At 71.7% G+C, this 23,144-nt stretch carries 21 protein-coding genes; 9 read left to right on the forward strand and 12 right to left on the reverse strand.

The genetic code is table 11. The features are described 5' to 3' along the window. The first annotated feature begins 116 nt into the window (after positions 1 to 116). Positions 117 to 800 (forward strand): SDR family oxidoreductase, encoded by a 684-nt coding sequence (locus FHX46_RS01320; RefSeq protein ID WP_167109892.1) that lies wholly within the window; start codon positions 117 to 119, stop codon positions 798 to 800. Here FHX46_RS01320 and FHX46_RS01325 read toward each other — a convergent pair. The 6 genes from FHX46_RS01325 to FHX46_RS01350 all read right to left on the reverse strand — a co-directional run bounded on the left by FHX46_RS01325 (position 797) and on the right by FHX46_RS01350 (position 6,618). Next, positions 797 to 1,222, reverse strand: coding sequence for a hypothetical protein (locus tag FHX46_RS01325; RefSeq protein ID WP_167109894.1), 426 nt, complete (start codon positions 1,220 to 1,222; stop codon positions 797 to 799). The genes FHX46_RS01320 and FHX46_RS01325 overlap by 4 nt on opposite strands. Next, complete coding sequence (locus tag FHX46_RS01330) at positions 1,219 to 2,481, reverse strand: putative T7SS-secreted protein (protein WP_167109896.1); 1,263 nt, start codon at positions 2,479 to 2,481, stop codon at positions 1,219 to 1,221. The genes FHX46_RS01325 and FHX46_RS01330 overlap by 4 nt, the downstream gene beginning before the upstream one ends. Then, positions 2,478 to 2,783 (reverse strand): hypothetical protein, encoded by a 306-nt coding sequence (locus FHX46_RS01335; protein WP_243871203.1) that lies wholly within the window; start codon positions 2,781 to 2,783, stop codon positions 2,478 to 2,480. The genes FHX46_RS01330 and FHX46_RS01335 overlap by 4 nt, the downstream gene beginning before the upstream one ends. Before the next feature lie 102 nt (positions 2,784 to 2,885). Continuing rightward, a complete protein-coding gene (locus FHX46_RS01340) occupies positions 2,886 to 4,190 on the reverse strand; it encodes an amidohydrolase family protein (RefSeq protein WP_167109898.1) in 1,305 nt (434 codons plus the stop codon). Positions 4,191 to 4,252: 62 nt separating this feature from the next. Continuing rightward, positions 4,253 to 4,903: a response regulator transcription factor gene (locus FHX46_RS01345; RefSeq protein WP_167109899.1), complete on the reverse strand. Its 651-nt coding sequence runs from the start codon at positions 4,901 to 4,903 to the stop codon at positions 4,253 to 4,255. Next, positions 4,900 to 6,618, reverse strand: a complete 1,719-nt coding sequence (locus tag FHX46_RS01350; RefSeq protein WP_167109901.1) for a sensor histidine kinase — start codon at positions 6,616 to 6,618, stop codon at positions 4,900 to 4,902. The genes FHX46_RS01345 and FHX46_RS01350 overlap by 4 nt, the downstream gene beginning before the upstream one ends. Positions 6,619 to 6,752: 134 nt before the next feature. Here FHX46_RS01350 and FHX46_RS01355 point away from each other — a divergent pair, with 134 nt between their 5' ends. Further along, complete coding sequence (locus FHX46_RS01355) at positions 6,753 to 7,445, forward strand: ABC transporter ATP-binding protein (protein ID WP_167109903.1); 693 nt, start codon at positions 6,753 to 6,755, stop codon at positions 7,443 to 7,445. Then, the gene (locus FHX46_RS01360; RefSeq protein WP_167109905.1) at positions 7,442 to 9,649 is read left to right on the forward strand and encodes an FtsX-like permease family protein; all 2,208 of its coding nucleotides are present in this window, start codon (positions 7,442 to 7,444) and stop codon (positions 9,647 to 9,649) included. The genes FHX46_RS01355 and FHX46_RS01360 overlap by 4 nt, the downstream gene beginning before the upstream one ends. A 42-nt stretch (positions 9,650 to 9,691) precedes the next feature. Here FHX46_RS01360 and trmB read toward each other — a convergent pair whose 3' ends face one another. The 4 genes from trmB to FHX46_RS01380 all read right to left on the reverse strand — a co-directional run bounded on the left by trmB (position 9,692) and on the right by FHX46_RS01380 (position 13,136). Next, entirely contained in the window at positions 9,692 to 10,390 is a 699-nt protein-coding gene (gene trmB / locus FHX46_RS01365; RefSeq protein ID WP_167109907.1) for a tRNA (guanosine(46)-N7)-methyltransferase TrmB, read from the reverse strand. A 213-nt stretch (positions 10,391 to 10,603) separates the two neighbouring features. Continuing rightward, positions 10,604 to 11,167 carry a hypothetical protein gene (locus tag FHX46_RS01370; protein WP_167109909.1) on the reverse strand — a complete coding sequence of 188 codons (564 nt, stop codon included), beginning with the start codon at positions 11,165 to 11,167 and terminating at the stop codon, positions 10,604 to 10,606. A gap of 247 nt (positions 11,168 to 11,414) precedes the next feature. After that, the gene (locus FHX46_RS01375) at positions 11,415 to 12,188 is read right to left on the reverse strand and encodes an ABC transporter permease (RefSeq protein WP_167109911.1); all 774 of its coding nucleotides are present in this window, start codon (positions 12,186 to 12,188) and stop codon (positions 11,415 to 11,417) included. 15 nt (positions 12,189 to 12,203) lie between these two features. Next, on the reverse strand, positions 12,204 to 13,136 hold the full coding sequence (locus FHX46_RS01380; protein WP_167109913.1) for an ABC transporter ATP-binding protein: 933 nt from the start codon (positions 13,134 to 13,136) through the stop codon (positions 12,204 to 12,206). 217 nt (positions 13,137 to 13,353) lie between these two features. Here FHX46_RS01380 and FHX46_RS01385 point away from each other — a divergent pair, with 217 nt between their 5' ends. Continuing rightward, positions 13,354 to 14,262, forward strand: coding sequence for an SDR family oxidoreductase (locus FHX46_RS01385; RefSeq protein WP_167109915.1), 909 nt, complete (start codon positions 13,354 to 13,356; stop codon positions 14,260 to 14,262). A gap of 35 nt (positions 14,263 to 14,297) precedes the next feature. Here the strand turns inward: FHX46_RS01385 and FHX46_RS01390 are convergent, their stop codons facing one another. Both FHX46_RS01390 and FHX46_RS01395 read right to left on the reverse strand, forming a co-directional pair. Then, positions 14,298 to 14,951 carry a response regulator gene (locus tag FHX46_RS01390; RefSeq protein WP_167109917.1) on the reverse strand — a complete coding sequence of 218 codons (654 nt, stop codon included), beginning with the start codon at positions 14,949 to 14,951 and terminating at the stop codon, positions 14,298 to 14,300. After that, positions 14,948 to 16,105 carry a sensor histidine kinase gene (locus FHX46_RS01395; RefSeq protein ID WP_167120985.1) on the reverse strand — a complete coding sequence of 386 codons (1,158 nt, stop codon included), beginning with the start codon at positions 16,103 to 16,105 and terminating at the stop codon, positions 14,948 to 14,950. Before FHX46_RS01395 ends, FHX46_RS01390 begins: the two co-directional genes overlap by 4 nt. 146 nt (positions 16,106 to 16,251) lie before the next feature. On the opposite strand from FHX46_RS01395, the gene FHX46_RS01400 reads away from it, so the two are divergent. The 5 genes from FHX46_RS01400 (at position 16,252) to FHX46_RS01420 (ending at position 23,096) form a co-directional block, all read left to right on the forward strand. Continuing rightward, a complete protein-coding gene (locus FHX46_RS01400; RefSeq protein WP_167109919.1) occupies positions 16,252 to 17,799 on the forward strand; it encodes a dynamin family protein in 1,548 nt (515 codons plus the stop codon). Positions 17,800 to 17,824: 25 nt separating this feature from the next. Continuing rightward, complete coding sequence (locus FHX46_RS01405; RefSeq protein ID WP_208399960.1) at positions 17,825 to 18,289, forward strand: nucleotide exchange factor GrpE; 465 nt, start codon at positions 17,825 to 17,827, stop codon at positions 18,287 to 18,289. A 9-nt stretch (positions 18,290 to 18,298) separates the two neighbouring features. Beyond that, entirely contained in the window at positions 18,299 to 20,134 is a 1,836-nt protein-coding gene (locus tag FHX46_RS01410) for a dynamin family protein (RefSeq protein ID WP_167109923.1), read from the forward strand. A gap of 85 nt (positions 20,135 to 20,219) precedes the next feature. Further along, complete coding sequence (locus FHX46_RS01415; RefSeq protein ID WP_167109925.1) at positions 20,220 to 20,912, forward strand: DUF6802 family protein; 693 nt, start codon at positions 20,220 to 20,222, stop codon at positions 20,910 to 20,912. A 357-nt stretch (positions 20,913 to 21,269) separates the two neighbouring features. Continuing rightward, the gene (locus FHX46_RS01420; protein ID WP_167109927.1) at positions 21,270 to 23,096 is read left to right on the forward strand and encodes a phosphoenolpyruvate carboxykinase (GTP); all 1,827 of its coding nucleotides are present in this window, start codon (positions 21,270 to 21,272) and stop codon (positions 23,094 to 23,096) included. The last annotated feature ends 48 nt before the right edge of the window (positions 23,097 to 23,144 follow it).

Here is a 23,144-nt window from a genome sequence, read left to right on the forward strand (position 1 = left end):
CACGACCGGGTGATTCGTCAAGATCGTGCGAGAATCGACTCGATTTCGTCGCCGGTACGCGGCGGCATCCGGTGCGTGCCGCCAGCCGGCCGGGACCAACCACCTAACGTAGGGGTATGCCGGAAAGTCCCCTCGCCCTCGTGACCGGCGCGTCCCGCGGCATCGGCGCCGCCGTCGCCCGCGCGCTCGCCCCGACCCACCGCGTGCTGCTCGGCGGCCGCGACGCCGACGCACTGGCCGAGCAGGCCGCCGAGGCGCCGGGCGCGGAGCCGTGGCCGGTGGACCTGGCCGACCTCGACGGCGTCCGCGCGGCCGTCGCGGGCATCGACCGGCTGGACGTGCTCGTCCACTCGGCGGGCACGGCCGAGCTCGGCACGGTCGAGCAGTCCGGGGCGGCGGTGTGGCGGAAGAACCTCGAGATCAACGTCATTGCGGTGGCTGAGCTGACCCGGCTGCTGCTGCCGGCCCTGCGCGCCGCGCACGGGCACGTCGTGGTCATCAACTCCGGTCAGGGTCTGTCCACCCGGGCCGGCTGGGGGCCGTACGCGGCCAGCAAGCACGCCGTCCGCGCGTTCGCCGACGCCTTGCGCGAGGAGGAGCCCGGGTTGCGCGTGACATCGATTTACCCGGGCCGCACCGACACCGAGATGCAGCAGGGCATCATCGCCGGGGAGGGCAAGGAGTACGCGCCACGGCGGTACCTGCGGCCGGACTCGGTCGCGGCGGCGGTGCTGTCCGCGATCACCGCGGGTCCCGACGCCCACGTCACGGACGTCACCGTCCGGCCCCGCCCGCACTAGTCGTCGGGCCCCAGCGAGCCGACGAACTCGCGGAAGTCGTCCGCCAGGGTGCCGAACTCGCCGGGCGTGCAGGTCAGCACCGCGCGGACGACGGCGCGCTGCTCCGCCCCCTCGCCCATCGCGAGGTAGACCTCGCTGCGCACGAACGTTTCGTCGCCGGTGGTGAACCGCAGCTCCTGCACGAACCCGTCGGCGCCGATGTCGTCCCCGCTCAGCACGGTCACCTCGGCGACGGTCTCGCGCAGGTCGTCCACGGCCTCGGCGGCCACCGTGCGCAACGGCACCGACAACGGCCACACGCCGCCCGTCAGCATGATCCCGGCGGTGTCCGACCGGATCGCGGCGAACGCCGCCTCGTCGGTCGCCACCGGCTCCCAGCCGTCCGGCAGTCCGAAGTGGACGGAAATGGGCAGTGGTGTCATCCGAACAACCCCTTCAGGGACTGGCCGACGTGGGACACGCCCTCACCGAAGTCCTTGACACCTTCGCTGACGGCCTCGACGCCGTTGCCGATCGCGTGCGTCGCCGACTTCGCGGTCTGGGCCACCTTGTGGCCGTCGACCTGCAGGTCGAACCCGAGTTCGCCGCCGAGCCCGACCGCCGCCCCCACGTTGCCCTTGAGGTGGAACTTGCCGTCGTCACCCATGCCCACGTTGAACCCGGCCTCAGCGCCGAAACCGGCCCAGCCCTCCGCGGTCGTGCCCACGCCGACCCCACCGACGTCGGCCGCGCCGCGGAGGCTGCCGCGCGCCCCGGCGAACACCCCGCCCTTGGCGTCGAGCGCGGTCTTCGTGATCCGGACCCCGGCCCGGCCGCGAACGCCGAAGGTGCCCTCGGCCTTGCCGTCCAGGCCGAGCACCCCCGTATCGACACGCCCGGTCGCGGTGGTCTTGAAGCCGTTGATCGACTCGAGTTCCAGCGTGAGGCCCTTCTTGTTCAGCGCGGCCTGGAAGTTGTTCTCGCTGCCGATCATCGTCTCGAGCTTGCCGGTCAGGGTCAGGTCGCCCGCCGTCACCGTGCCGTCGGAGACCTGGTGCAGGAGGTAGGCGTAGTAGCGGTAGCGGCTGAGCTTGCCGTGCTCGGGCGGGATGTACTTGCTGCCGAATTCGTCGTCCTCGGGGCTGGTGATCGCGTGCAGCAGCCCGCCGATCGCGGTGCCCGCCGCGGCCTCGACCGTCCCGAGCATCCGCATGAGGTCGCCGGCCTGGCGGTCGAGCTGCTCACGGGCCCGGTCGAGGATTTCCTGCGCCACCTGCTGGAGCAGGTCGCCCTGTGCGCGCTTCTGCTCGGCCTGCTGCTGCGTGTCTTCGGTGCCGCCCGCGGCGGCCTGCACCGCGGCCTGTTCCTGAGCCCGCTTTCCTTCGTCCCAGGTGGCGATGGCTTCGCCGGCTTGCCGCTGCGCCCAGTGCAGGGTGTCGGCGTAAGCGGAGAGCCCGTCCGCGACCGTGGACAGGCTGTCGGACGCCTTCAGCCACTGCGGCGGTAACCACTGGATCAGCTCCCCGAACGCGTTGGAGGCGGCGCCCTGCCAGCCCGGCACGCGGAACCCGGACAGCTTCGATCCCATCCCGTCGAACTGTTCCGCCTGGTCGAGCAGGGTCCGCACGTGCTCGGCGATGGTCTCCGGCGAGCCGGGGATCAGCTCGCGCGGGTCCTTTGTGGAGCCGAGCTCGGCGCTCACTGCCCGGCCTGGCGGATGAGGGTCTCGTTGCCCAGTTCCATGCCCCGGTACACCGTGGCCGCATCCTGGAGCGCGGAACCGGTGAGGTCCACCCGCTCGTGCAGCACCCGCGCGGCGATGCGGGCCAGCCCGGCGAACTCGGCGAGTTTGCTCGCGAGGCCGGCGTGGCCGTAGACCTCGGCGTTCGGGGTCACCGCGGCGAGCGCACCGGTGTCCAGGTCGGTCAGCAGGTTGGTGATGTGACCAGCGGCTGTTTCCAGGCCGTCGGGGTCCGCTTCCAGTACTTCGAGTACTCCCCACACGAGTGTCGATGAAAGCGGGGGTTCGGGAACGCCGGGTGAATGAGCGTCACCGGATCGGTGAACCGGCCGGGAAGATCATCACCGTCCGATGTGACCGCTCCCTCAGGCGCGCAGCCGGGCGGCCGCCTCCCGCGCGGCGGACTGGACCTTGGCGCGGTCCACGCGCACCGTCTCGCCGCCGGCCACGACCTGCTCACCGGCTACCCACACGTCCCGCACCTGCCGCGATCCGGACGCCCACACCAGGTTCGAGATCACCTGCTCGTCCGGCTCGTCCAGCCCGGTGGCGAACGCGGGCCCGTCCGGGTCGACGTGCACGAGGTCGGCCCAGCGGCCGGGTGCCAGCGCGCCGATGTCGTCGCGCCCCAGCGCGTCGGCGCCGCCGCGGGTGGCGAGCAGCAGCGCGTCCCGCGCCCGTAGCGCGGTGGAGTCCTCGGTGGACAGCCGGGCGAACATCGCGGAGAGCTGGACCTCCTCCCACAGGTCGAGGTCGTCGTTGCTGGCCGGCCCGTCCGTGCCGAGCCCGACGGCGACCGCGGCCGCGCGCAGGTCGGTCAACCGCGCGATGCCGGACGCCAGTTTCGCGTTCGACCCCGGGCAGTGCGCCACTCCGGTCCCGCGCGCGGCGAATATCGCGATGTCCTCATCGGACAGGTGGACGGCGTGCGCGGCGAGCGTCCGGCCGCGCAGCAGCCCGATCTCGTCCAGCAGGCGGGGCACCGAACCGGACTCCGCGCGCTGCTTGGCGTCCTCGTCCGCCGCCTCGGCGACGTGGATCTGCACGAGCGCACCCCGCGCGGCGGCCGATTCGGCGACCTGCCGCAGCGCCTCGACCGGCAGCATGTACGCCGAGTGCGGCGCGTAGGACAACTCGATCCGCTCGCCGGGGCCGAACCGCAGGCCGTCGGTGTCGATCCACCGGTCGGCCGCCTCGACCATGCGCCGCCAGTCGATGCCGGGCAGGTCGATGATCGGGCCGCCGAGCACCGCCCTGGCGCCGCTCTCCAGCACCGCCTCGGCCATCTGCTCGGCGAAGAAGTACATCTCCGCGCTGGTGGTCACACCGTGCCGGAGCATCTCGACCGAGCCGAGCAGCATCCCGGCCCGCACGTCCTCGGCGCGCAGTTTCGCCTCGGCCGGCCAGATGATCTCGTGCAGCCAGCGCAGCAGGGGCAGGTCGCCGCCCATACCGCGGAGCAGCGTCATCGGGGTGTGCGCGTGCGTGTTGACCAGACCGGGCAGCAGGATGCCCGGCAGCCGGGTGGTCGGCAGCTCCCCGGGCGCGTCGGCGGCGGGACCGCAGAACGTGATCCGCCCGTCGTCGCCGACGTCGACCACGCCGTCCCGGACTACCGAGCAGGCGGGATCACAGGGCAGGACGACCGGGGCACGGAGACGCTGCGGCATCCCCGGATTCTATGTGCCCGGCCGCCGCCGCCGGTGTGCTCCCACTCGCGCCGCGGGTGCGTTCACTCCATCAGCCCGCTGCGCCACGCCCACGCGGCGATCTCCACCCGGTTCCGCGCGCCGACCTTGCCCTGCACGGCGGCGAGGTGGGTCTTGACCGTGGACAGCGACATGTACAGCTGGGTGCCGATCTCGGTGTTCGTCAGGCCACGGGCGGCCGCTCGGACCACGTCCAGCTCCCGGGCCGTCAGCGGTTCCTTCGGCGGCGACACCGACCGCCGCGCGGACGCGCCCTCGAAGTGCTTCAACAGCCGCACCGTCACCTGTGGCGACACCAGCGCGTCGCCCCGGTGCGCGGCCCGGATCGCCTCGATCAGCAGCGCCGGCCCGGCGTCCTTCAGCAGGAAGCCGCTCGCCCCGTTGCCCAGGGCCGTGTGCACGTACTCGTCCAGGTCGAACGTCGTCACCACGACCACCTTCAACGGGTCGGCCACGTCCGGCCCGGCGAGCTGGCGCGTCACCTCCAGCCCGTCCAGCCCGGGCATCCGGATGTCGAGCAGGCACACGTCCGGGCGCAGCGCCCGCGCCTTCGTCACCGCCGCCACCCCGTCCTCGACGTCGGCGACCACCTCGATGTCGTCCTGGGCGTCGAGGATCATCCGAAACCCCATCCGCACCATGCTCTGGTCGTCGGCGATCAGTACGCGAATCAAGCCTTTTCCTCCACCGGCAACCACGCCTCCACCACCCAGCCCCCGTCCGGTGCCGGGCCCGCGGCGAGCCGGCCGTGCAGCAGCTCGACCCGCTCGCGCATCCCGACCAGACCGTAGCCGCCCGAACCGCCGGCCGGGCGCGCCGCCACCTCCTTGCCGTCGTCGGCCACCCGGATGTGCAGCTCGCCGTCCAGCACCTCGGCCAGCACGCACGCGCGCGTCGCCCCCAGTGCGTGTTTGCCGATGTTCGTCAGCGACTCCTGCACGATCCGCAACGCCGACCGCGCCACCTCCTGCGGCAGGTCCTCCGGCACCCGCACGTCGGCCTGCACCTCGACGCCGTGGTGCCCGGATTCGGCGAGCCGCCGCAGGTCCGCGGCGAGGTCCATGGTGGCCTGGCCGGTGACCGCGTCCGCGCCCGCGCCCGCGCGCATGCTGCCCACCAGCCGCCGCATCGCGGTCATCGCCTCGGTGCCCGCCGCCTCGATGCGCCCGATGACCTCCAGCGCCACCTTCGGGTTCTGGTCCGCGATCACCCGGGCCGCCTGCGCCTGCACGATGATCCCGGTGACGTGGTGCGCCACCAGGTCGTGCAGCTCGCGCGCCAGCGCCATCCGTTCGGAGTTCTGCGCGTCGGTCACCGCGGCCTCCACCACCTTGCGGCGTTCGGAGTCACGCGCCCGGAAGTAGAGCCCGAACGCCACCGCGATGCCGAGCAGCAGGACCGCGCCGACCGCCAGGCTGGGCAGCTCGACCATCCGCCACGAACTCCGCCTGAAGATCAGCGCGGTCAGCGTCGTGATCGCGACCGCCACCGACAACAGCGCGATCACGCCCCACGCCCGCCACGGCTCGGCGAAGCGCACCAGCAGGATCACCACGATGGTCCCGGCGATCACCTCGGTGACCGGCACCCCGCCGACCAACCAATGCTCCTCGGACGGCCCGATCAATATCGCCGGGGCGGTGACGAAGATGATCGCGGCGAGCAGGAGACCGGCCCGCAGCGGGCGGTGGGTCGCGTAGACCGTCGCGGCGGCCGCGGCGACCGAGCACAGCAGCGCGGGAAGGGCGAGCATGGTGCTCGTGCTTCCCACCTGGTACAGCTCCAGGAACAGCGGGAGGCTCAGCCCGCCGATCAGCGGCCATTGCTCGCGGACGACCTGGCGCGCCGGGCTGTCCGGCCGTAGCGGCGGCTCACGACGGAAGTACAGCCCGGCGGGTACCACCACGATCAGCAGCACCGCGCCGATCAGGACCGTTTCACCGAGCGAGTTCGACCCGCCGTTGCGGTACGTGGCCGCGAACAGCCCGGCGATCACCAGGGTGGTGGTGCCGGTGACCATTTCCGCCAGGCGCACCCGCCGCACGCAGAAGAACACCAGCTCCAGCCCGGCAACGGTCTCGCTCAGCGACAGGTTGCTGAGCAGCGCCGTGTAGGCGGCCGCGTGGGTCGACCGGATCAGGAAGCTCGAGGCGAACAGGGTGGCGGCACCGGTGGCCACCGCGGCCGCGGGCTGGGTTCTCGCCCACAACGCGCACGCGCCCAGCACGATCATCCCGGGCAGCAGCAGCAGGTCCCGGCCACGCGGGCCGACGGAGTCCACACTGGCCGGCAGCACCACGGCGAGATCGCACAGGAAGGCGGCGAGCAGGAGGACGCCTTCGAGCCCCAGCCACCGCCAGGCCGAGGTCACGCGCGCAGAGAACGACACACCGGAACGGTAGAGGAACGGGGTGGCCCCGCACCTTGGCCGCCCGGCCACCCGGTATCGGCCGATCGGCCGATCCGGACACCCCGCCCCACCTGTGAACCTGCTGTGCGGGAACACCGAAAGGGGAAACACTCATGACTCCACAAGGGAGCGCCGTACTGTCCGGGCGGGAGCTCGTCAAGCACTACGGCGAGCAGGTCGCGCTGGCCGGGGTGGACATCGACATCCACGCGGGTGAGGCGATCGCCGTCGTCGGACCGTCCGGTTCGGGCAAGACGACCCTGCTGCACGTGCTGGCCGGGATCCTGCGGCCGGACACCGGCGAGATCACGTTGAACGGGCGGCGGGTCGACCAGCTGTCCGAGACCGGCCGCAGCGAACTGCGCCGGACCGAGTTCGGATTCGTGTTCCAGTCCGGGATGCTGGTCGCCGAACTGTCCGCCGAGGAGAACGTGGCGCTGCCCATGCTGCTCGCGGGTGTGAAGCGGCGTGCGGCGCTCGGCGCGGCGCGGGAGTGGCTGGGCCGCCTCGGCCTGGCCGGCCGGGAGGGGTCCCGGCCGGGCGAGTTGTCCGGCGGGCAGGCGCAGCGGGTCGCGATCGCCCGCGCCCTCACCCACCAGCCGAAGGTGATCTTCGCCGACGAACCGACCGGCGCGCTGGACACCCGCACCGGCAAGGACACCATGAAGGCCCTGCTGGACGCCGCCTCCGCCGCGGGCACCGCCGTGGTCATCGTGACCCACGACGTGGAGCTGGCCGCGTCGCTGCCGCGCACCGTGACCATCCGGGACGGGCGGATCGCGCAGCCGGTGGAGGTGCTGACGTGATCCCGGTCCAGCTGGCGGTCAAGGTGCTGCGGGCCGACCGCCGCACCCGCACGGCGACCGTGCTCACCGCGGTGGGGGTCGCGGTGGCCACGGGCTTGGCGCTCCTGCTGTTGAGCCTGCCTTCCGCCACACAGGCCCGCGAGGAGCGGGCGGCGTGGCAGGAGGGGTACGGGCGGCAATCCGACGGCGCGCCGACGCTGAAGATCACCACGGGCACCGACTTCACCGGCGACCGGAAGATCGACCGCGTGGACGTCGCGCCGCTGGCCGACGGGATCGAACTGCCGCCCGGGGTGCCGAAGGTCCCGGGGCCCGGTGAAGTGGTGGTGTCACCCGCGCTGTTCCAGACGATGCAGCGGCTGCCCGCGTCGCAGCTGGCCGACCGGTTCCCGGGCCGCGTGGTCGGCGTGCTCGGCGAGGACGCGCTGCGGTCCCCGGACCAGATGGTCGCGCTCGTCGGGCACAGCCCGGAGACCATGCCGGCCCACGCGAACGAGCGCCACGGGTTCGTGCCACCGGGCGATGCGGAGGTGGACCCGTTCCTGAGCCTGCTCTCCGGGGTCGGTCTGGTGGTGCTGCTGGTGCCGAGCCTGGTGCTGGTCGCGTCCTCGGCCCGGCTCATCGCGACCCGCCGCGAGCAGCGGCTGGCCGCCCTGCGCCTGGCTGGGGCCACCCCGGGTCAGGTCGTCGCGATCACCGCGGCCGAGACCGGCGTCGCGGCGGTGACCGGCACGCTGCTCGGCTGGGCGATCAGCCCGCTGCTGTGGTCGCTGGCGAAGCTCGTGCCGTGGAACGGGGGCACCTGGCTGGCGACCGACTTCCGGCTCGGGGCCGGGCTCACCGCGCTCGCGCTGCTGACGGTGCCGGGTCTGGTGCTGCTGGCCGCCGTGATCGGGCTGCGGCGCGTGGTGCGCAACCCGATCGGCGCGGTCGTGGAGCACACACCCAAGCCGTTGCGCTGGTGGCGGCTGCTGTCCCTGCCGGCGAGCGCGGCGTTCTTCCTCCTGGAAGTCCAGACGAACGGCAGCAACAGGATGATCCTGCTCGGTCTCGGGTTGATGATCATCGCGGCGATGCTCGCCGGACCGTACGTGACGGCCGTCATCGGGAAGCTGTTCGTCAGCGCCTGGCGCAAACCGTCGGTGCTGCTGGCCGGCCGGCGGCTGCGCAACGACCCGCGCGGGGCGTACCGGGCATCGGCCGGGGTCGTGCTCGCCGTGTTCACCGGCTCGATGGCGCTGGTGCTGATGCCCAGCTTCGACGCGATGAACGAGGGCGGGATCATGCGCGACTCGACGCTGTCCGCGGCCAGCTACGGTGAAGACCTCGAAGCCCTGACCGCGCGCGCGAACAGCAACCTGGAGCGCTACAACCTGCCGCAGCGGGCCGTGGCGTTGCCCTCGGTGGTTCTCATGTCGCGAAACGGTGACGCGATCAACGCAGCGGTCGTCTCCTGCACCGACGCGGTGCGCGTCTACCGCGTTCAGGACCACTGCGATGGGCCGGGGGTCTACAGCACCTCCTCGATCGACCTCGGCGAATTCGGAGTAGCCGGGTCCCACTACGACCCGGCGGTGCCGTTCGCCCCGGGCACACCGGTGAAACCGCTGGTGGCAGAGGGCAACAACGGGCAGCGGTGGGCGCTGATCGACCCGTCCCTGATGCCGGCGGGGGTCACACCCCAGTACGCGTACGTCGCGGTCGACACCACTCCGGCCGACTACGAGGTGGTGCGCACCGCGCTGGTCGCCGCCGCCGGGTCGGAGAGCGTGACCACCGAGGGCATGTTCAAGGACCACGCCCTGGACGACCTGCGTCGCGTCACGGTCATCGGGGTGACCATCGCGGCCCTCCTGGCCGGGTGCAGCGCGGCGATCACCACGGCCGGGTCGGTGATGGACCGGCGCCGCACGTTCGGTGCGCTGATGGCGGCGGGCACCTCCACCGGGGTGCTGTCGCGGGCACTGCGGATGGAGGCCGCGCTGCCCGCGCTGGTCGCCACGATCGGGTCCGGGGCGCTGGGCATGGTCGCGGGACTCGGATTGTTCTCGACGGCCATCAGCGACGAATCGGACGCGACGCCGGTCCTCACCCCGTGGCTGGCCGCGCCGGTGGTCCTCGGGATCGTGGCGGCGGTGCTCGCCTCGTCGGTCTGCACGCCGGCCCTCAACCGGGTGCGCGCGGAACCGCTGGCCGACGAATGAGCTCCGGCCGGCCGCCCCGTTCGCTGGGGGTGGGGCGGCCGGTCAGCTCACCCGCTCGAAGATCAGGTCCCGGCTGATCCGGCCCTCCTGGTCGGCGCGCTGCTCGAACTTCGTCACCGGGCGCCAGCCGGGCCGCGGCGCCCAGTCGTCGAACCGGTTGCGCAACGCGGGCTCGTTCGAGCAGACATCGAGCATCTGCTCGGCGTAGTGCTCCCAGTCGGTGGCCAGGTGCAGGATGCCGCCGGGCGCCAGCCGCGACGCGACCAGCCGCACAAACTCGGGCTGGACCAGCCGCCGCTTGTGGTGGCGCTTCTTCGGCCACGGGTCCGGGAAGAAGATCCGCACGCCGGACAGTGAATCCGGCTCGATGTGGTCGGTCAGCGCGATCACCGCGTCGCCGTGCAGCAGGCGCAGGTTGGTCAGGCCGAGCCGCTCGGCCCGCAGCATCAGCTGGCCGAGACCGGCCTCGTACACCTCGATGGCGACGTAGTTGACCTCCGGCGCCGCGGCCGCGAGCTGTGCCGTGGTCTCGCCCATGCCGCTTCCGATCTCCAGCAGCACCGGAGCCGGCCGGCCGAACCAGCCGGCGAAGTCGATCGGACCGGGCGGCAGGTCGGCCACGCGCCGCCCGAGGTCCGCCCAGTGCCGTTCCCAGGCACGTTGCTGGCCGACCGTCATCCGGCCGCCCCGCTGCACGTAGCTGACGACACTCCGCAGGCGCGGTTGCTGCTCGCTCTCCACCCGCCCAAATTAGCTGGCCCTGGCGCGTGTTCGGCACAGGGCTTGCGTGGCGGTGCAGGTAGCAGAACCTGAGGCGGCCCCTGGCTTCGGGATCGCCTCCTCATGTATGCCGAAACACCGTCGGCGCTGTCCTCGCCAGGAACCACCTCAGAACCTGCGGCGGTGCCGGTTGACGGCCCACCACAAGCGGCTCCGCCGCTTGAGAGGCAGAACCTAGCGGAGCGACTCGAACTCCCCCAAGCGGGCGCGCAGCCCGCCGACACCGGCCACGGCGATGGGCGCCGGGGTGGTGCCCAGGTGGGCCGGCAGTACGTCGATCCACCCGTCGTGGCGGCTGGTGGTCAGAATCGTGGTGGGGATCTTGTGCCCGGACCGCCCGTTCTCCGAGGGCATGAACTCCCAGTACCCGGACTCGCCGTCGGCGGCCCACGGCACGTACTCCCAGCCCGGACGACGGGACAGCAGTTGCGCCATCCGGTCCTCGATGCGGAAACCGGTCTCGCGGGAATCCAGCCTGCCGTCCGCGAGCGCCCGCAGCCACCACGGCGACGGAATCATTTCGCCGCGCGCGCTCACCGCCCGGAACAACGCCAGCACTTCGCTTTCCGGTGCGCGGTGGATCCACGCGCGCCGGATCTCCGCCGGCCGGGTCGCGGTCGCCGCGATCCGGGGCAGTTCCACGGCCTGGGACCACTCGAGCGCGTCCAGCGGTTCCAGTGCGAGGGGATGCGCGGCGGTGCGCGGAGCGGGAATTTCCTGACCGATTTCCAGCGTCAAGGGTCACCTCCGTGGAGTCGCCTGACCTGGTAATTCCAGAATGCCTGGTCAGAAGCGGTTCGTCCGCTTCCTGTGAGGGCGCCCACAGGGGTGTTACACGCAATTAACCCGACGGTCGTAACGGCATCATCCCGCGCTTTTTTTCACGCGGACGGCGAAAGGCCCGGGCCACCCCCCGAATTCGGTGGCCCGGGCCGTTCCATTCCCCCGTGCTCCGGTCCCCACCGGAGCTTCCCCTGTGGTGGTCTCAGGCGTCGCGCTTGCGGGCCACGCCGATCGCGATGGCCAGCAGGGCGACCGCGACCGCGGCGAAGTAGGCCAGCGACCAGCCCTGCGACAGCACGGCGTTGGACAGCGGCGCGCCCGCCTCCGCGTTGCGGCCGAGGTCCGACGCGCCGTCGCCGGTCAGGAACTTGTTGGCGACGTTGAACGGCAGCCACTGGTAGATGTCGTCGCCGATGCCCGGGATCAGCCGGACCAGGTTTTCCACCGCCAGCGCGTAGATCAGCAGCAGCGCGATGGCACCGGCGCTGTGGCGGAGCAGGATGCCCACCGCCACCGCGATCACCGCGGCGAGCGCGTAGACCGCGCCGACCCCGGCCACGTTGATCCAGTCCGCGCCGCTGTCCAGCGCGAGCGGTGCGTTCGGCTTGAGCAGGTTGGCGATCCCCCACGAGCCGAACGCGCTCAGCTCGCCGATGACCAGCGCGACCAGCGCGACCACGGTCGCCTTCGCCACCAGCGCGGCGGTGCGGTTGGGCACCGCCTGGAAGGTCGTCCGGATCGTGCCGAACCGGTATTCGGTGGTGACGGCGAGCGCCGCCAGCACCATGATCACGGCCATGCCGAAGCTGTAGCCGAACTGGGTCGAGGCGACGGTGGGGGCGAACGGCCCGCTGTCCGCGGCTTCCCCGACGACCAGGGCGGAGAACCCGATCGTGACGGCCAGCGCCACCAGGGCGCACCACCACGGCGAACGGGTGGTGAACAGTTTCATCCGTTCCACGGCAAGCAAAGTCATGATGGTTCGTCTCCCCTAGTTCGCCGGCTCGAGCACGTGCCGGGCCTCGGTCTCCAGACCGGTGTGGTACTCCACCGAATCGCCGGTGATCTGCATGAACGCCTGCTCCAGCGAACCCGTCTGCGGGCTCAGCTCGTGCAGCACGATGCCGTTGCCGGCGGCCAGCTCGCCGATCTTCTCGCTGTCCACTCCGGACACGAGGATGCCGCCATCGGTGTCGGTGACGTTGTCCGCGGGCAGCAGCGCACGCAACTGCCGGAGCTGCGGGCTGCGCACCTTCACTGTGTTCTCGCTGGCCCTGGCCACGAACTCGGTGGTGCTGCTCTGCGAGATCAGCCTGCCCTTGCCGATGACCACCAGGTTGGACGCGGTCAGCGCCATCTCCGACAGCAGGTGGCTGGAGACGAACACCGTGCGGCCCTCGTCGGCCAGCCGGTGCATGAACTTGCGGATCCAGAGGATGCCCTCCGGGTCGAGGCCGTTGACCGGCTCGTCGAACAGCAGCACCTCCGGGTCGCCGAGCAGGGCCGCGGCGATCCCGAGCCGCTGCGACATGCCCAGCGAGAACCCGCCCGCGCGCTTGCCGGCGACGCTGGTCAGGCCGACGGTCTCGAGTACCTCGTCCACCCGGCGCGCCGGGAGGTGGTTGGACTTCGCCATCCACGCCAGGTGCGCGCGCGCCGACCGGTTCGGGTGCACCCACTTGGCGTCCAGCAGTGCGCCGACGGTGCGCAGCGGGTGCTTCAATTCCGTGTAGCGTTTCCCGCCGATCGTCACCTGCCCGCTCGTCGGGTTGTCCAGGCCCAGGATCATGCGCATCGTGGTGGATTTCCCGGCGCCGTTCGGGCCGAGGAAGCCGGTGACCTGGCCCGGGGCGACGTCGAAGGACAAATCGTTGACGGCGAGCGTCTTCCCGTATCGTTTCGTGAGGCCGCGTGCCTCGATCATGGTTGCTCCCCTGGTGGTCAATGCCTGTCGTTCCCCGTTCCGCTCTCATGCTGACCGATCGGGGCCGGTGTGCGCGTCATCCTGTGGTTCCAACTTCCCACCCGACTGCGGTAGTAGCTTCCCGCGCATCAGGCGCGCGCGGGATCGGTGATGACCCTGAATCGCCCCTGAGCTTCGCCGCCCGGTTTTGTCGGGGTCGCCCGTTATGGTGCTCGGCATGACGGCGAAGACGGTGCTGGTCACGGGCGCGACCAGGGGATGCGGCCGCGCGATCGCGGTCGAGCTGGGTCGCGCCGGCGCCACGGTGTACGTCGCCGGGCGTACGACGCGGGAGTCCGCTTCGCCGATGCGGCGGCCGGAGACGATCGAGGAGACGGCCGAGCTGGTGGACGCGGCCGGCGGCCGGGGTGTGCCGGTGCGGTGCGACTTCACGTCGGTGCCGGAGGTGGACGCGCTGCGCGACCGCGTCGAGCGGGAGTCCGGCGGGCTGGACGTGCTGGTCGACGACGTGTGGGGTGGTGACCCGTTCGCCGACTTCGCGCACCCGTACTGGGAGTCCAGCCTGGACGACGCGCTGCGGCTGGTGCACAACGCGCTGGACACCCACCTCATCGCCCTGCACCGGTTGCTGCCGCTGGTCCTGCGGCGCCCCGGCGGTGTGGTGGTCGAGGTGACCGACGGGGAGGACGACGAGTACGTCGGCGCGGGCATCCCGTACTACCTGGCGAAGTGCGGGGTGCGCGCACTGGGCCGGGCGCTGGGTGCGGAACTGGCCGCGCACGGGTGTGCCGGGCTCGCGGTCACCCCGGGTTTCCTGCGTTCGGAGGCGATGCTGGACCTGTTCGGCGTCACGGAGGAGTCGTGGCGCGACGCGGTGGCCGGCGCCGGCGGCCCGGACTTCGCGATCTCCGAGACGCCGTACTACCTGGCCCGCGGCGTGGCGGCGCTGGTGCACGACCCGGAGGTGTCCCGCTTCGCCGGCCGGACGCTCGCCTCCTGGACCCTGATGCACGAGTACGGGTTCACCGACGTGGACGGGTCCCGCCCGGATTGGGGCCGCTGGTACGCCGACGTCCACCGGGCAGGCCGTGACCCGGCGGAGGTGGATCCGGCGGGCTACCGGTGATCCGGAGCCCGGGCGCGGTGCGCGCCCGGGCTCGCTCAGGCCAGGCCGGGCCGGATCAACCCGGTCTCGTAGGCCAGCACCACGGCCTGCACCCGGTCCCGCAGCCCCAGCTTCGCCAGGATCCGGCCCACGTGCGTTTTCACCGTCGCCTCGGACAGGAACAGTTTCTCCGCGATCTCCACGTTGGACAGGCCCTTCGCGATGAGCACCAGCACCTCGCGTTCCCGCTCGGTCAGCACGTCGAGCTCCGCCTCGTCACGCAGCGGGCCGCCGCCCCTGACGAACCGGTCCAGCAGCCGCCGCGTCACCGACGGCGACACCACCGCATCTCCGGACGCCACGGACCGCAACGCGGACACCAGGTGGTCCGGTGGGGTGTCCTTCAGCAGGAACCCGCTCGCCCCGTTCTGCAGCGCGGCGTAGACGTACTCGTCGAGGTCGAACGTCGTCATCACCAGCACCCGGGACGTCTGCGTCTCGACGATGCGCTTGGTCGCCTCGACGCCGTCCATCACCGGCATCCGCACGTCCATCAGCACCACGTCCGGCCGCAGGTCGGCGGCGAGCGCCACCGCATCCGCGCCGTTCCCGGCCTCGCCGACCAGGTCGATGTCCTCCTGCGCGCACAGCACCATCCGGAACCCCACCCGCATCAGTTCCTGGTCATCGACCACCACCACGCGGATCACGGGTCGAGCCTCACCGGGAAGGTGGCGTGCACCCGCCACCCACCAGCCGGGCACGGCCCTGCCTGCAGGATCCCGCCGAACAGGTGCGCCCGCTCGCGCATCCCGATCAGCCCGTTGCCGCCCGGCAGGTCCGGCGCCGGCACCAGCGCGCGGGCCTTACCCGCCCCGTCGTCCACGATCTCCACGTCCACCAGGTTCTCAGTCCGCCGCACCCGCACCTGCGCCCGCGCCCCCGGCCCGGCGTGTTTGAGCGTGTTGGTCAGCGATTCCTGCACGATCCGGTACACCCCGAGCGACACCCCGGCCGGCAGGCCGGTCATCTCACCGTCGATGGACAGCTCCACCGGGACCCCGGCGGTCCGCACCCGCTCCGCCAGGTCCGTGAGCGACTCCGCGGTCGGTTGCGGGATGCGGGGTTCCCCGGTCACCTCCTCGTTGCGCAGCACCTGCAGCAGCCGCCGCAACTCGGCCAGCGCCTGCCGGCCGGTGTCGGAGATCGTGCGCACCGCCCGCTCGGCCACCGCCGGGTCCGACCGCAGCGCGTAGGACGCCCCGTCGGCCTGCACCACGATCACGCTCACCGCGTGCGCCACCACGTCGTGCAGTTCCCGGGCGATCCGTCCGCGCTCCTCGGCGACCGCAATGCGCCCGGCCTGGTCGCGTTCGGTCTCCAGCAGGTGCAGCCGCGCCTCCACCTCGGCGTGGTACGCCTGCCGTGCGCCGACGAACTCCCCGAGCACCCAGCACAACGCGAAGATCAGCACGATGATGATCAGGGTGATCCAGCCCCCGGGCGCCCAGTGCGCCCACATCTGCAGCACGGCGACGGCCAGCTGGGCCACCACGTACAGCGCCGCCTGCCGCCGCCCGACGTAGACGACCATCGTGTACAGCGCGATGCAGCTCGCCGTCGCGCTGCCGATGCCCAGCTGCAACGCGCTGTGCGGCACCGTCAGCACCAGGATCACGTAGGCCGTGACCTGCGGGTACTTCCGCCGGAACGCCACCGGCGCCACCATCGCGACGTCCAGCGGGAGCGCGACGTACCACGGCTGGCGGTGGCGGTCGGTCGCTTGCGTGAGCAGCACCAGCAGGTCGATGGACAGCAGCGACAGGGCGAGCAGACAGTCCCCGACCGCCGGGTGCGCCCGCATCCAGAGACTCAGTCGCCGCACACCGTTCACCCTAGGTCGGGTGGGCCGCACCGCGCGTCATCCCGCGGTAGCACCGCGCATGGGACTTCCGGTCGACGGCCGTGGCAGGATCTGGACGCGACGCGAGGGACCGGGAGGGGAACGAGGTGGCGGCGACGACGGATCAGGGACGCCTGGCCGGTCCGCTGTCGGTGTCGGTCGCCAACCTCTGCCGCCGCCTGCAGCCGCAGGTGTCCGCGCGCACCGCCGCCGGTTTCGCCGAGGTGCTGCGCCGCCTGGGCGCGCCGCTGCAGGTCGCGGTCGCCGGGCGCATCAAGTCCGGCAAGTCCACGCTGGTCAACGCGCTGATCGGGCGCCGGGTCGCACCCACCGACGTGGGCGAGTGCACCCGACTGGTGACCCGCTTCCAGTACGGCACGGTGGACCGCATCGAGGTCGTGTTCACCGGCGGCCACAAGCAGGTGTTGCCGTTCGCGCCGGACGGCTCGATCCCGGCCGAGCTGGGGGTGGACGTCAGCCGGGTCTCGCACATCGAGGCGTACCTGACCAGCGCGGTCCTGCAGGACATGACGGTGATCGACACCCCCGGCCTCGGTTCGCTGGACGCGGCTTCGGTGTCGCGGACCGAGCAGTTGCTGGGCGCGGCCCAGGCCGCCGAGTCCGCCGACGGCGGTGACGAGCTCGACGAGACCTCCCGCAACGCGGTCGCCGGTGCCGAGGCCGTCCTCTACGTCGTGACCCAGGGGGTGCGCGCGGACGACCAGCAGGCGCTCGCCGCGTTCACCGCCGCCACGGCGAGCCGCGAAGCCGGCCCGGTCAACGCGATCGCCGTGCTGAACAAGGCCGACACCATCCCGCCGGAGTCGGTCGAGGGCTCCGGCGGCGACGTGTGGCGCGCTGCGTCGATCCTCGCCGAGAAGCAGAGCGCGCTGCTCCGGCCGCGGGTGGCGGATGTGCTGCCGGTGATCGGGCTGATCGCCGAATCCGCAGAGTCGGGCAACTTCACCTCCGCCGACGCCGACGTGCTGCGCCAGCTGGCCGCACTGGACGACGCCACGCTGGAGACCATGCTGATGGCGGCGGACATCTTCACCAGCTGGGACTGCGAGATCCCGGCCGGCACCCGGTTGCGGCTGCTGGAGAAGCTCGACCTCTACGGCATCGGCAAGGCGATCGAAGCCATCCGCGCGGACGGATCGATCACCGCGGGCGCGCTGCGGCGGCTGCTGCTCGCCGCCTCCGGCCTGGACGCCGTGCGGGCCCGGCTGAACACGGTCTTCGCCGCCCGCGCCGACGGCATCAAGGCCGCCGCGGCGCTCGCGTCGGTCACCGCACTGGCGCACTCCTCCGGTGATCCGGCGGAGCGGCAGCGCGTGCACGACGCGATCGAGGTGCTGCTCGCCAAGCCCGAGGCGCACCAGCTGCGGTTGCTGGAGGCGCTGACCTTGGTCGTCGCCGGTGCCGTCGACATGCCCGAGGACCTCGCCGAGGAGGTGTTGCGGGTGGGCAGCAACGCCGGTGTCGACGAGCAGCTGGGCATGCCCGGTGCGGCCCGGGCCGAGCTGGCGGCGCACGCCCTGGAACGCGCCGGCTGGTGGCGCTCGTTCGCGTCGTTCGGGGCGACGCCCGCGCAGAGCCGGGTCGCGCACGTCGTGCACCGGGCGTACTTCCTCATCTGGCAGCAGTTGAGATGACCGCGATCAGCGAGGGGTGAGTGTCATGGCTTCCTGGTTCCGGCGCCGGCCGGCCGACGACTCCCCCACCGGGCAGATCCCCGGCGCGCAACTGCGGAAGATCATCGGCGAGGTCGAGGGAACCACGGCCGCGCAAGCCCCGTCCAACACCGATGTGAACCGTGTATCCGACGTGGCCGCCGGCCCGGAGGCGCTCGAACAGGCGTGGGCCGACCGGCAGGAGCTGATCCAGCTCTGCCTCTACGCCCTGGACCGGGCACGCAGCGGAGGTGTGGTCGAGCGCCTCGAACAGGGGCTGGCCCGCGTCGGCGTGGAAGCGGTCCGCCCGGACGGGCAGCGGTTCGACCCGTCCGTGCACGAGGCGGGCGGTGCGATCCGCACCGAGGACCCGGCGCTGGACGGCGTGGTCGCCGAGACCGAGGTGGTCGGGTTCACCGACGGCGGCCGCCTGCTGCGTGCGCCCGTCGTGACGGTCTACACGAAGCGCTAGGGTCCGCTCGTGACCGCGCCGCCCCTGTCCACCCTGCCCACCCAGGTCAAGCAGGCCCGCGAAGCGCTGCTCACCCTGCTGCGCGAGTGCGATCCGAAGTCGGCCGCCTGGGTCGAGGCGGTCCGCCGGTCGCGGCCGAAGAAGCCGCAGGTGGTGGTGGTCGGCGAGACCAACCGCGGCAAGAGCTCCCTGGTCAACGCCCTGCTCGCGACGCCGGGGCTGTCCCCGGTGGCCGCCGAGGTCGCCACCGCCGGCTACCTCGTGTTCGACCACGCACCGGAGTGGGCCGCGCAGGCGTGCTACCCCGGACAGTTCGCCCCGGTCGCGGTGCCGCTGCCGGAGCTGGTCCGCTGGGTGTCGGCGGCGCACGAGCTGCCGGAGGGCCAGTTGCCGCCGCGGTACGTCGAGGTCACCGGCCCGGTCCCGATCCTGGAACGGCTCTCCGTGGTGGACACGCCGGGCGTGGGCGGGCTCGATTCGATGCACGGCGAGCTGGCCGCCGAGGCGGCGGCCGGCGCGACCGCGCTGCTGTTCGTCGTGGACGCCTCGGCCCCGTTCACCGCCACCGAGCTGGAGTTCCTGCGCCGCGTCGGCGACCGCGTGGAGACCGTCGTGTTCGCACTGTCCAAGACCGACGCCTTCCGCGGCTGGCGCGAGGTGCTGGAGGCCGACCGGCGGCTGCTGGCGGAGTACGCGCCGCGCTTCGCCGGCGCGGCGTTCCACCCGGTCTCGGCACGCATGTTCGAGATGGCCGCGCAGGCGCCGAACGAGCAGGCGGCGGTGGTGCTGCGGGAGCGGTCCGGGGTGATCGAGTTGCAGACCGCGCTGCAGGAGCTCGTGGTCGGGCGGTCGGCGATGCTCGGCGAGGCGAACACGCTGCGGGCGTTGTCCAGTGCGCTCGGCGAGGTGCACGCCGGCCTGCTCGCCGAGCAGCGGGCGCTGTCCTCCGGGGAGGCCGAGGCCGAGCGGTTGCGCGAGCGGCGCGACGAGCTCGCGGCCCAGCGCAAGACGTCCACCCGGGGCTGGCAGCTCAGGCTGCGGGGCGAGATCCAGCGCGCCCGGGTCGACCTCGGGCACGAGACCAGCCGCCAGATCCGCGATGCCCAGTCCCACTTCCGCGCCCGCATCGACAACGCGAAGAAGGACGAGCTGGCCCAGCTGCCGCAGCAGGTGGACGCCGCGTTGCAGATGATTTCCCAGCGGGTGTCGGCCCTGATGGCGCACCGGTTGAACCGCGTCACCGACGTCGCGCTCGCCGAGTTGTTCGCGCCCGAGGAGCTGGACGTGATCCGCGCCCAGTTCCTGCGCAGCGGTGGTCCGCAGGTGGTGCTGCGGCCGCCGGACCGCAAGCAGTCCACGCCCGAGGACAAACTGCTGATCTTCATGGGCGTTTCCGGTGGTGTCGGTGCGGGCAAGCTCGCCGCCCTGCCGCTGGCCGGGGTGGCGCTGCTCAACCCGGTGGTGCTGCCGGCGACCATCGTGGTCGGGCTCGGTGCCGGCTGGTGGATGGCCCGCACCCGGCGGCACGCCGCGGACAAGCAGCACCTCAAGCAGTGGCTGGTGGAGTCGATCGCGGAGGCGCGCTCGATCCTCGATCAGCTGGTCGCCGACCAGCTGATCGAGGCCGAGCAGCAGTTGTCGCTGGCGCTCGACGAGGCGCTGTCGCGCCGGATCGACGCGATCGAGGCCGAGCTCAAGCAGGTGGACAAGTCGATCAAGATGGGTGCGCAGGAGCGGGCGAAGAAGCTTGCGGCGGTGAGCAGGCGGCTCAAGGAGGCCGGCGACGGCCGGGACCGCGCCGAAACCCTGCTCGGGCGCATCCGCACACTGCGTGAGCAGGGCTGACCGGGTCGGTTGTGCGGGGGAACCGAACCGGCATAACGTGAGTCCAAGACTGTGAGTTCGACAGTGTGAGAGTGGGGAGTTCGGCGTGTGGATCGATGAGACCGGCGGGGTTGAGCCCACCGACGCCACGACCTCCGGCGGTGACCTGGAGATCACCGTCGACGGGCACACCTACACGGCCGAACAGAACATGGACCTGGACCACGACGGCGTCGACGACGCGGTCCGCCTGGACAACGCCGACGGCACGATCACCGCGTACGCCGACACCGACGGCGACGGGCACGCCGACGAGTACGTGCACACCGACACCGCGGGCAACGTCGTGGAGATGGCCCGCTACGACGAGTCCACCGGCGACTGGGTCGCCGATCACGGCTCCGCCGGCGGTGCGCCGGACGGCACCGAGACCGGCCGCGTCGGTGAGATCGTCGCGGACTCCTCGGACGGCATCGTCGAGGTGGGCCCGGCGACGGTGGACAGCGACAACGACGGCACCGCGGACAGCGCGATCGTGACCGACGAGGCGGGCAACACGCGCGTGTTCACCGATGTCGACGGCGACGGCCGCGCCGACGTGCAGACGATCATCACGCCCGACGGTGAGACGCACACCTACCAGCACACCGGGCAGGGCGAGTGGACCGAGGCGCCGAGCGGGTTCACCGCCGACGCCCCGCCGGACAGCGACCGGTTCTGGGGCGGTGACGGCCACCAGGCGGTCGAGGGGGTCGCCCGGATCGATTCCGGCACCGGGCAGTGGATCTCCCAGAACTGAACGGAATCGGGCGAAATCCGGCCCCGGCGTCCCTCCCGGACGTCCGGGGCCGGTCGCGTTTTCCGGGCAAATCCCTCCGGTCTCGCTATCGGCAAGATCACGCGCGAGCCGAAGAACTTTCTCCGCTAGCCCGGTTCAGCGATATCTGAATCGATTCCCTGATCGTTCTTGTGAGAGAACCGACAGGTCAGGCCTCGGTTACCTGCCGTCCATCCGGCTACCCTCGGGGAATCCCAGTATTTCCAGCACACCGGTAGGGCAGCCGGTGTGCGAAGCCATTCGGTCGCCGGCGACGGAACGCTTCCCCGGACACGGTTTCGGCGGACGTCGTTCCTGCCGTCGAAGTCAGGAGAAGGAATGACTGCAGTAGCCATCCCGGGACTGGACAAGGCGCCGACGTCGCACAGCGGTGTGCTTGCGTGGGTACGGGAGGTCGCCGAGCTGACCACCCCTGACCGAGTGGTGTGGTGCGACGGCTCCGACCAGGAGGCCGAGCGCATCAACAACGAGCTGGTCGAGGCCGGCACGTTCGTCCCGTTGACGGCGAAGCCGAACTCCTTCTGGGCGGCCTCGGACCCGAGCGACGTCGCGCGGGTCGAGGAGCGGACCTTCATCTGCTCCGAGCGGGAAGAGGACGCCGGGCCGACCAACAACTGGATGCACCCGGACGAGATGAAAGCCACCATGACGGAGCTCTACCGGGGCTGCATGCGTGGTCGCACGATGTACGTCATTCCGTTCTGCATGGGCCCGCTCGGTGACGACAACCCGAAGCTGGGCATCGAGATCACCGACTTCGCCTACGTCGTCGCGTCGATGCGCGTGATGACCCGCATGGGCGCCAAGGCGCTGGCGAAGTTCGTGAAGGAGGACGGCACCGAGCGCGAGTTCGTGCCCGCCCTGCACTCGGTCGGCAAGCCGCTGGAGCCGGGCGAGAAGGACGTGCCGTGGCCGTGCAACGACACGAAGTACATCTCGCACTTCCCGGAGAGCCGGACGATCTGGAGCTACGGCTCGGGCTACGGCGGCAACTCGCTGCTGGGCAAGAAGTGCTACTCGCTGCGCATCGCCTCCGTCATGGCCCGTGACGAGGGCTGGCTCGCCGAGCACATGCTGATCCTCAAGCTGATTTCGCCGGAGGACAAGGCGTACTACGTCGCGGCCGCGTTCCCGAGCGCGTGCGGCAAGACCAACCTCGCGATGCTGCAGCCGACCATCCCGGGCTGGCGCGCCGAGACCATCGGTGACGACATCGCGTGGATGCGGTTCGGCGAGGACGGCCGCCTGTACGCGATCAACCCGGAGTTCGGCCTGTTCGGTGTCGCGCCCGGCACCGGGGTGAAGACCAACCCGGTGGCGATGAAGACCATCGAGGCGGGCAACACCGTCTTCACCAACGTCGCGCTGACCGACGACGGCGACGTGTGGTGGGAGGGCATGACCAAGGAGGCGCCCGCCCACCTGACCGACTGGAAGGGCCGCGACTGGACGCCGGAGTCGGACGAGCCGGCCGCGCACCCGAACTCGCGGTTCTGCACGCCGATCGCGCAGGTCCCGACGCTCGCGCCGGAGTGGGACGACCCGAAGGGCGTGCCGATCTCGGCGATCCTGTTCGGTGGCCGCCGCGCCACCACGGTCCCGCTGGTGACCGAGGCCCGCGACTGGCAGCACGGCGTGTTCATGGGCGCCACCATGTCGTCGGAGAAGACCGCGGCCGCGGCCGGCAAGGTCGGCGAGGTGCGCCGCGACCCGATGGCGATGCTGCCGTTCCTCGGCTACCACGCCGGTGCGTACTTCCAGCACTGGCTGGACACCGGCAAGAACGCCGACGCCGGCAAGCTGCCGCGGATCTTCTACGTGAACTGGTTCCGCCGCGGTGACGACAAGCGGTTCCTGTGGCCGGGCTTCGGCGAGAACTCGCGCGTCCTCAAGTGGATCGTCGAGCGTCTCGAGGGCACGGCGGGTGCGCAGGAGACGCCGGTCGGCCTGGTGCCCCGCGCCGAGGACCTCGACCTGGACGGCATCGAAGAGCCGATCGAGGACGTCCAGGAGTCGCTGGCGGTCAAGCCGGAGGAGTGGCGCGCGGAGATCCCGCTGATCGAGGAGTGGTTCGCCAAGATCGGCGACCGCGTGCCGGCCGGCCTGCACGACGAGCTGGCGGCGCTGAAGCAGCGCCTGGGCTGAGTTCTGCTCGCGGAACGGCCGCTCCCGGTTCCCCGGGGGTGGCCGTTC

The sequence above is a fragment of the Amycolatopsis viridis genome (assembly GCF_011758765.1).
GTDB lineage: Bacteria > Actinomycetota > Actinomycetes > Mycobacteriales > Pseudonocardiaceae > Amycolatopsis_E > Amycolatopsis_E viridis.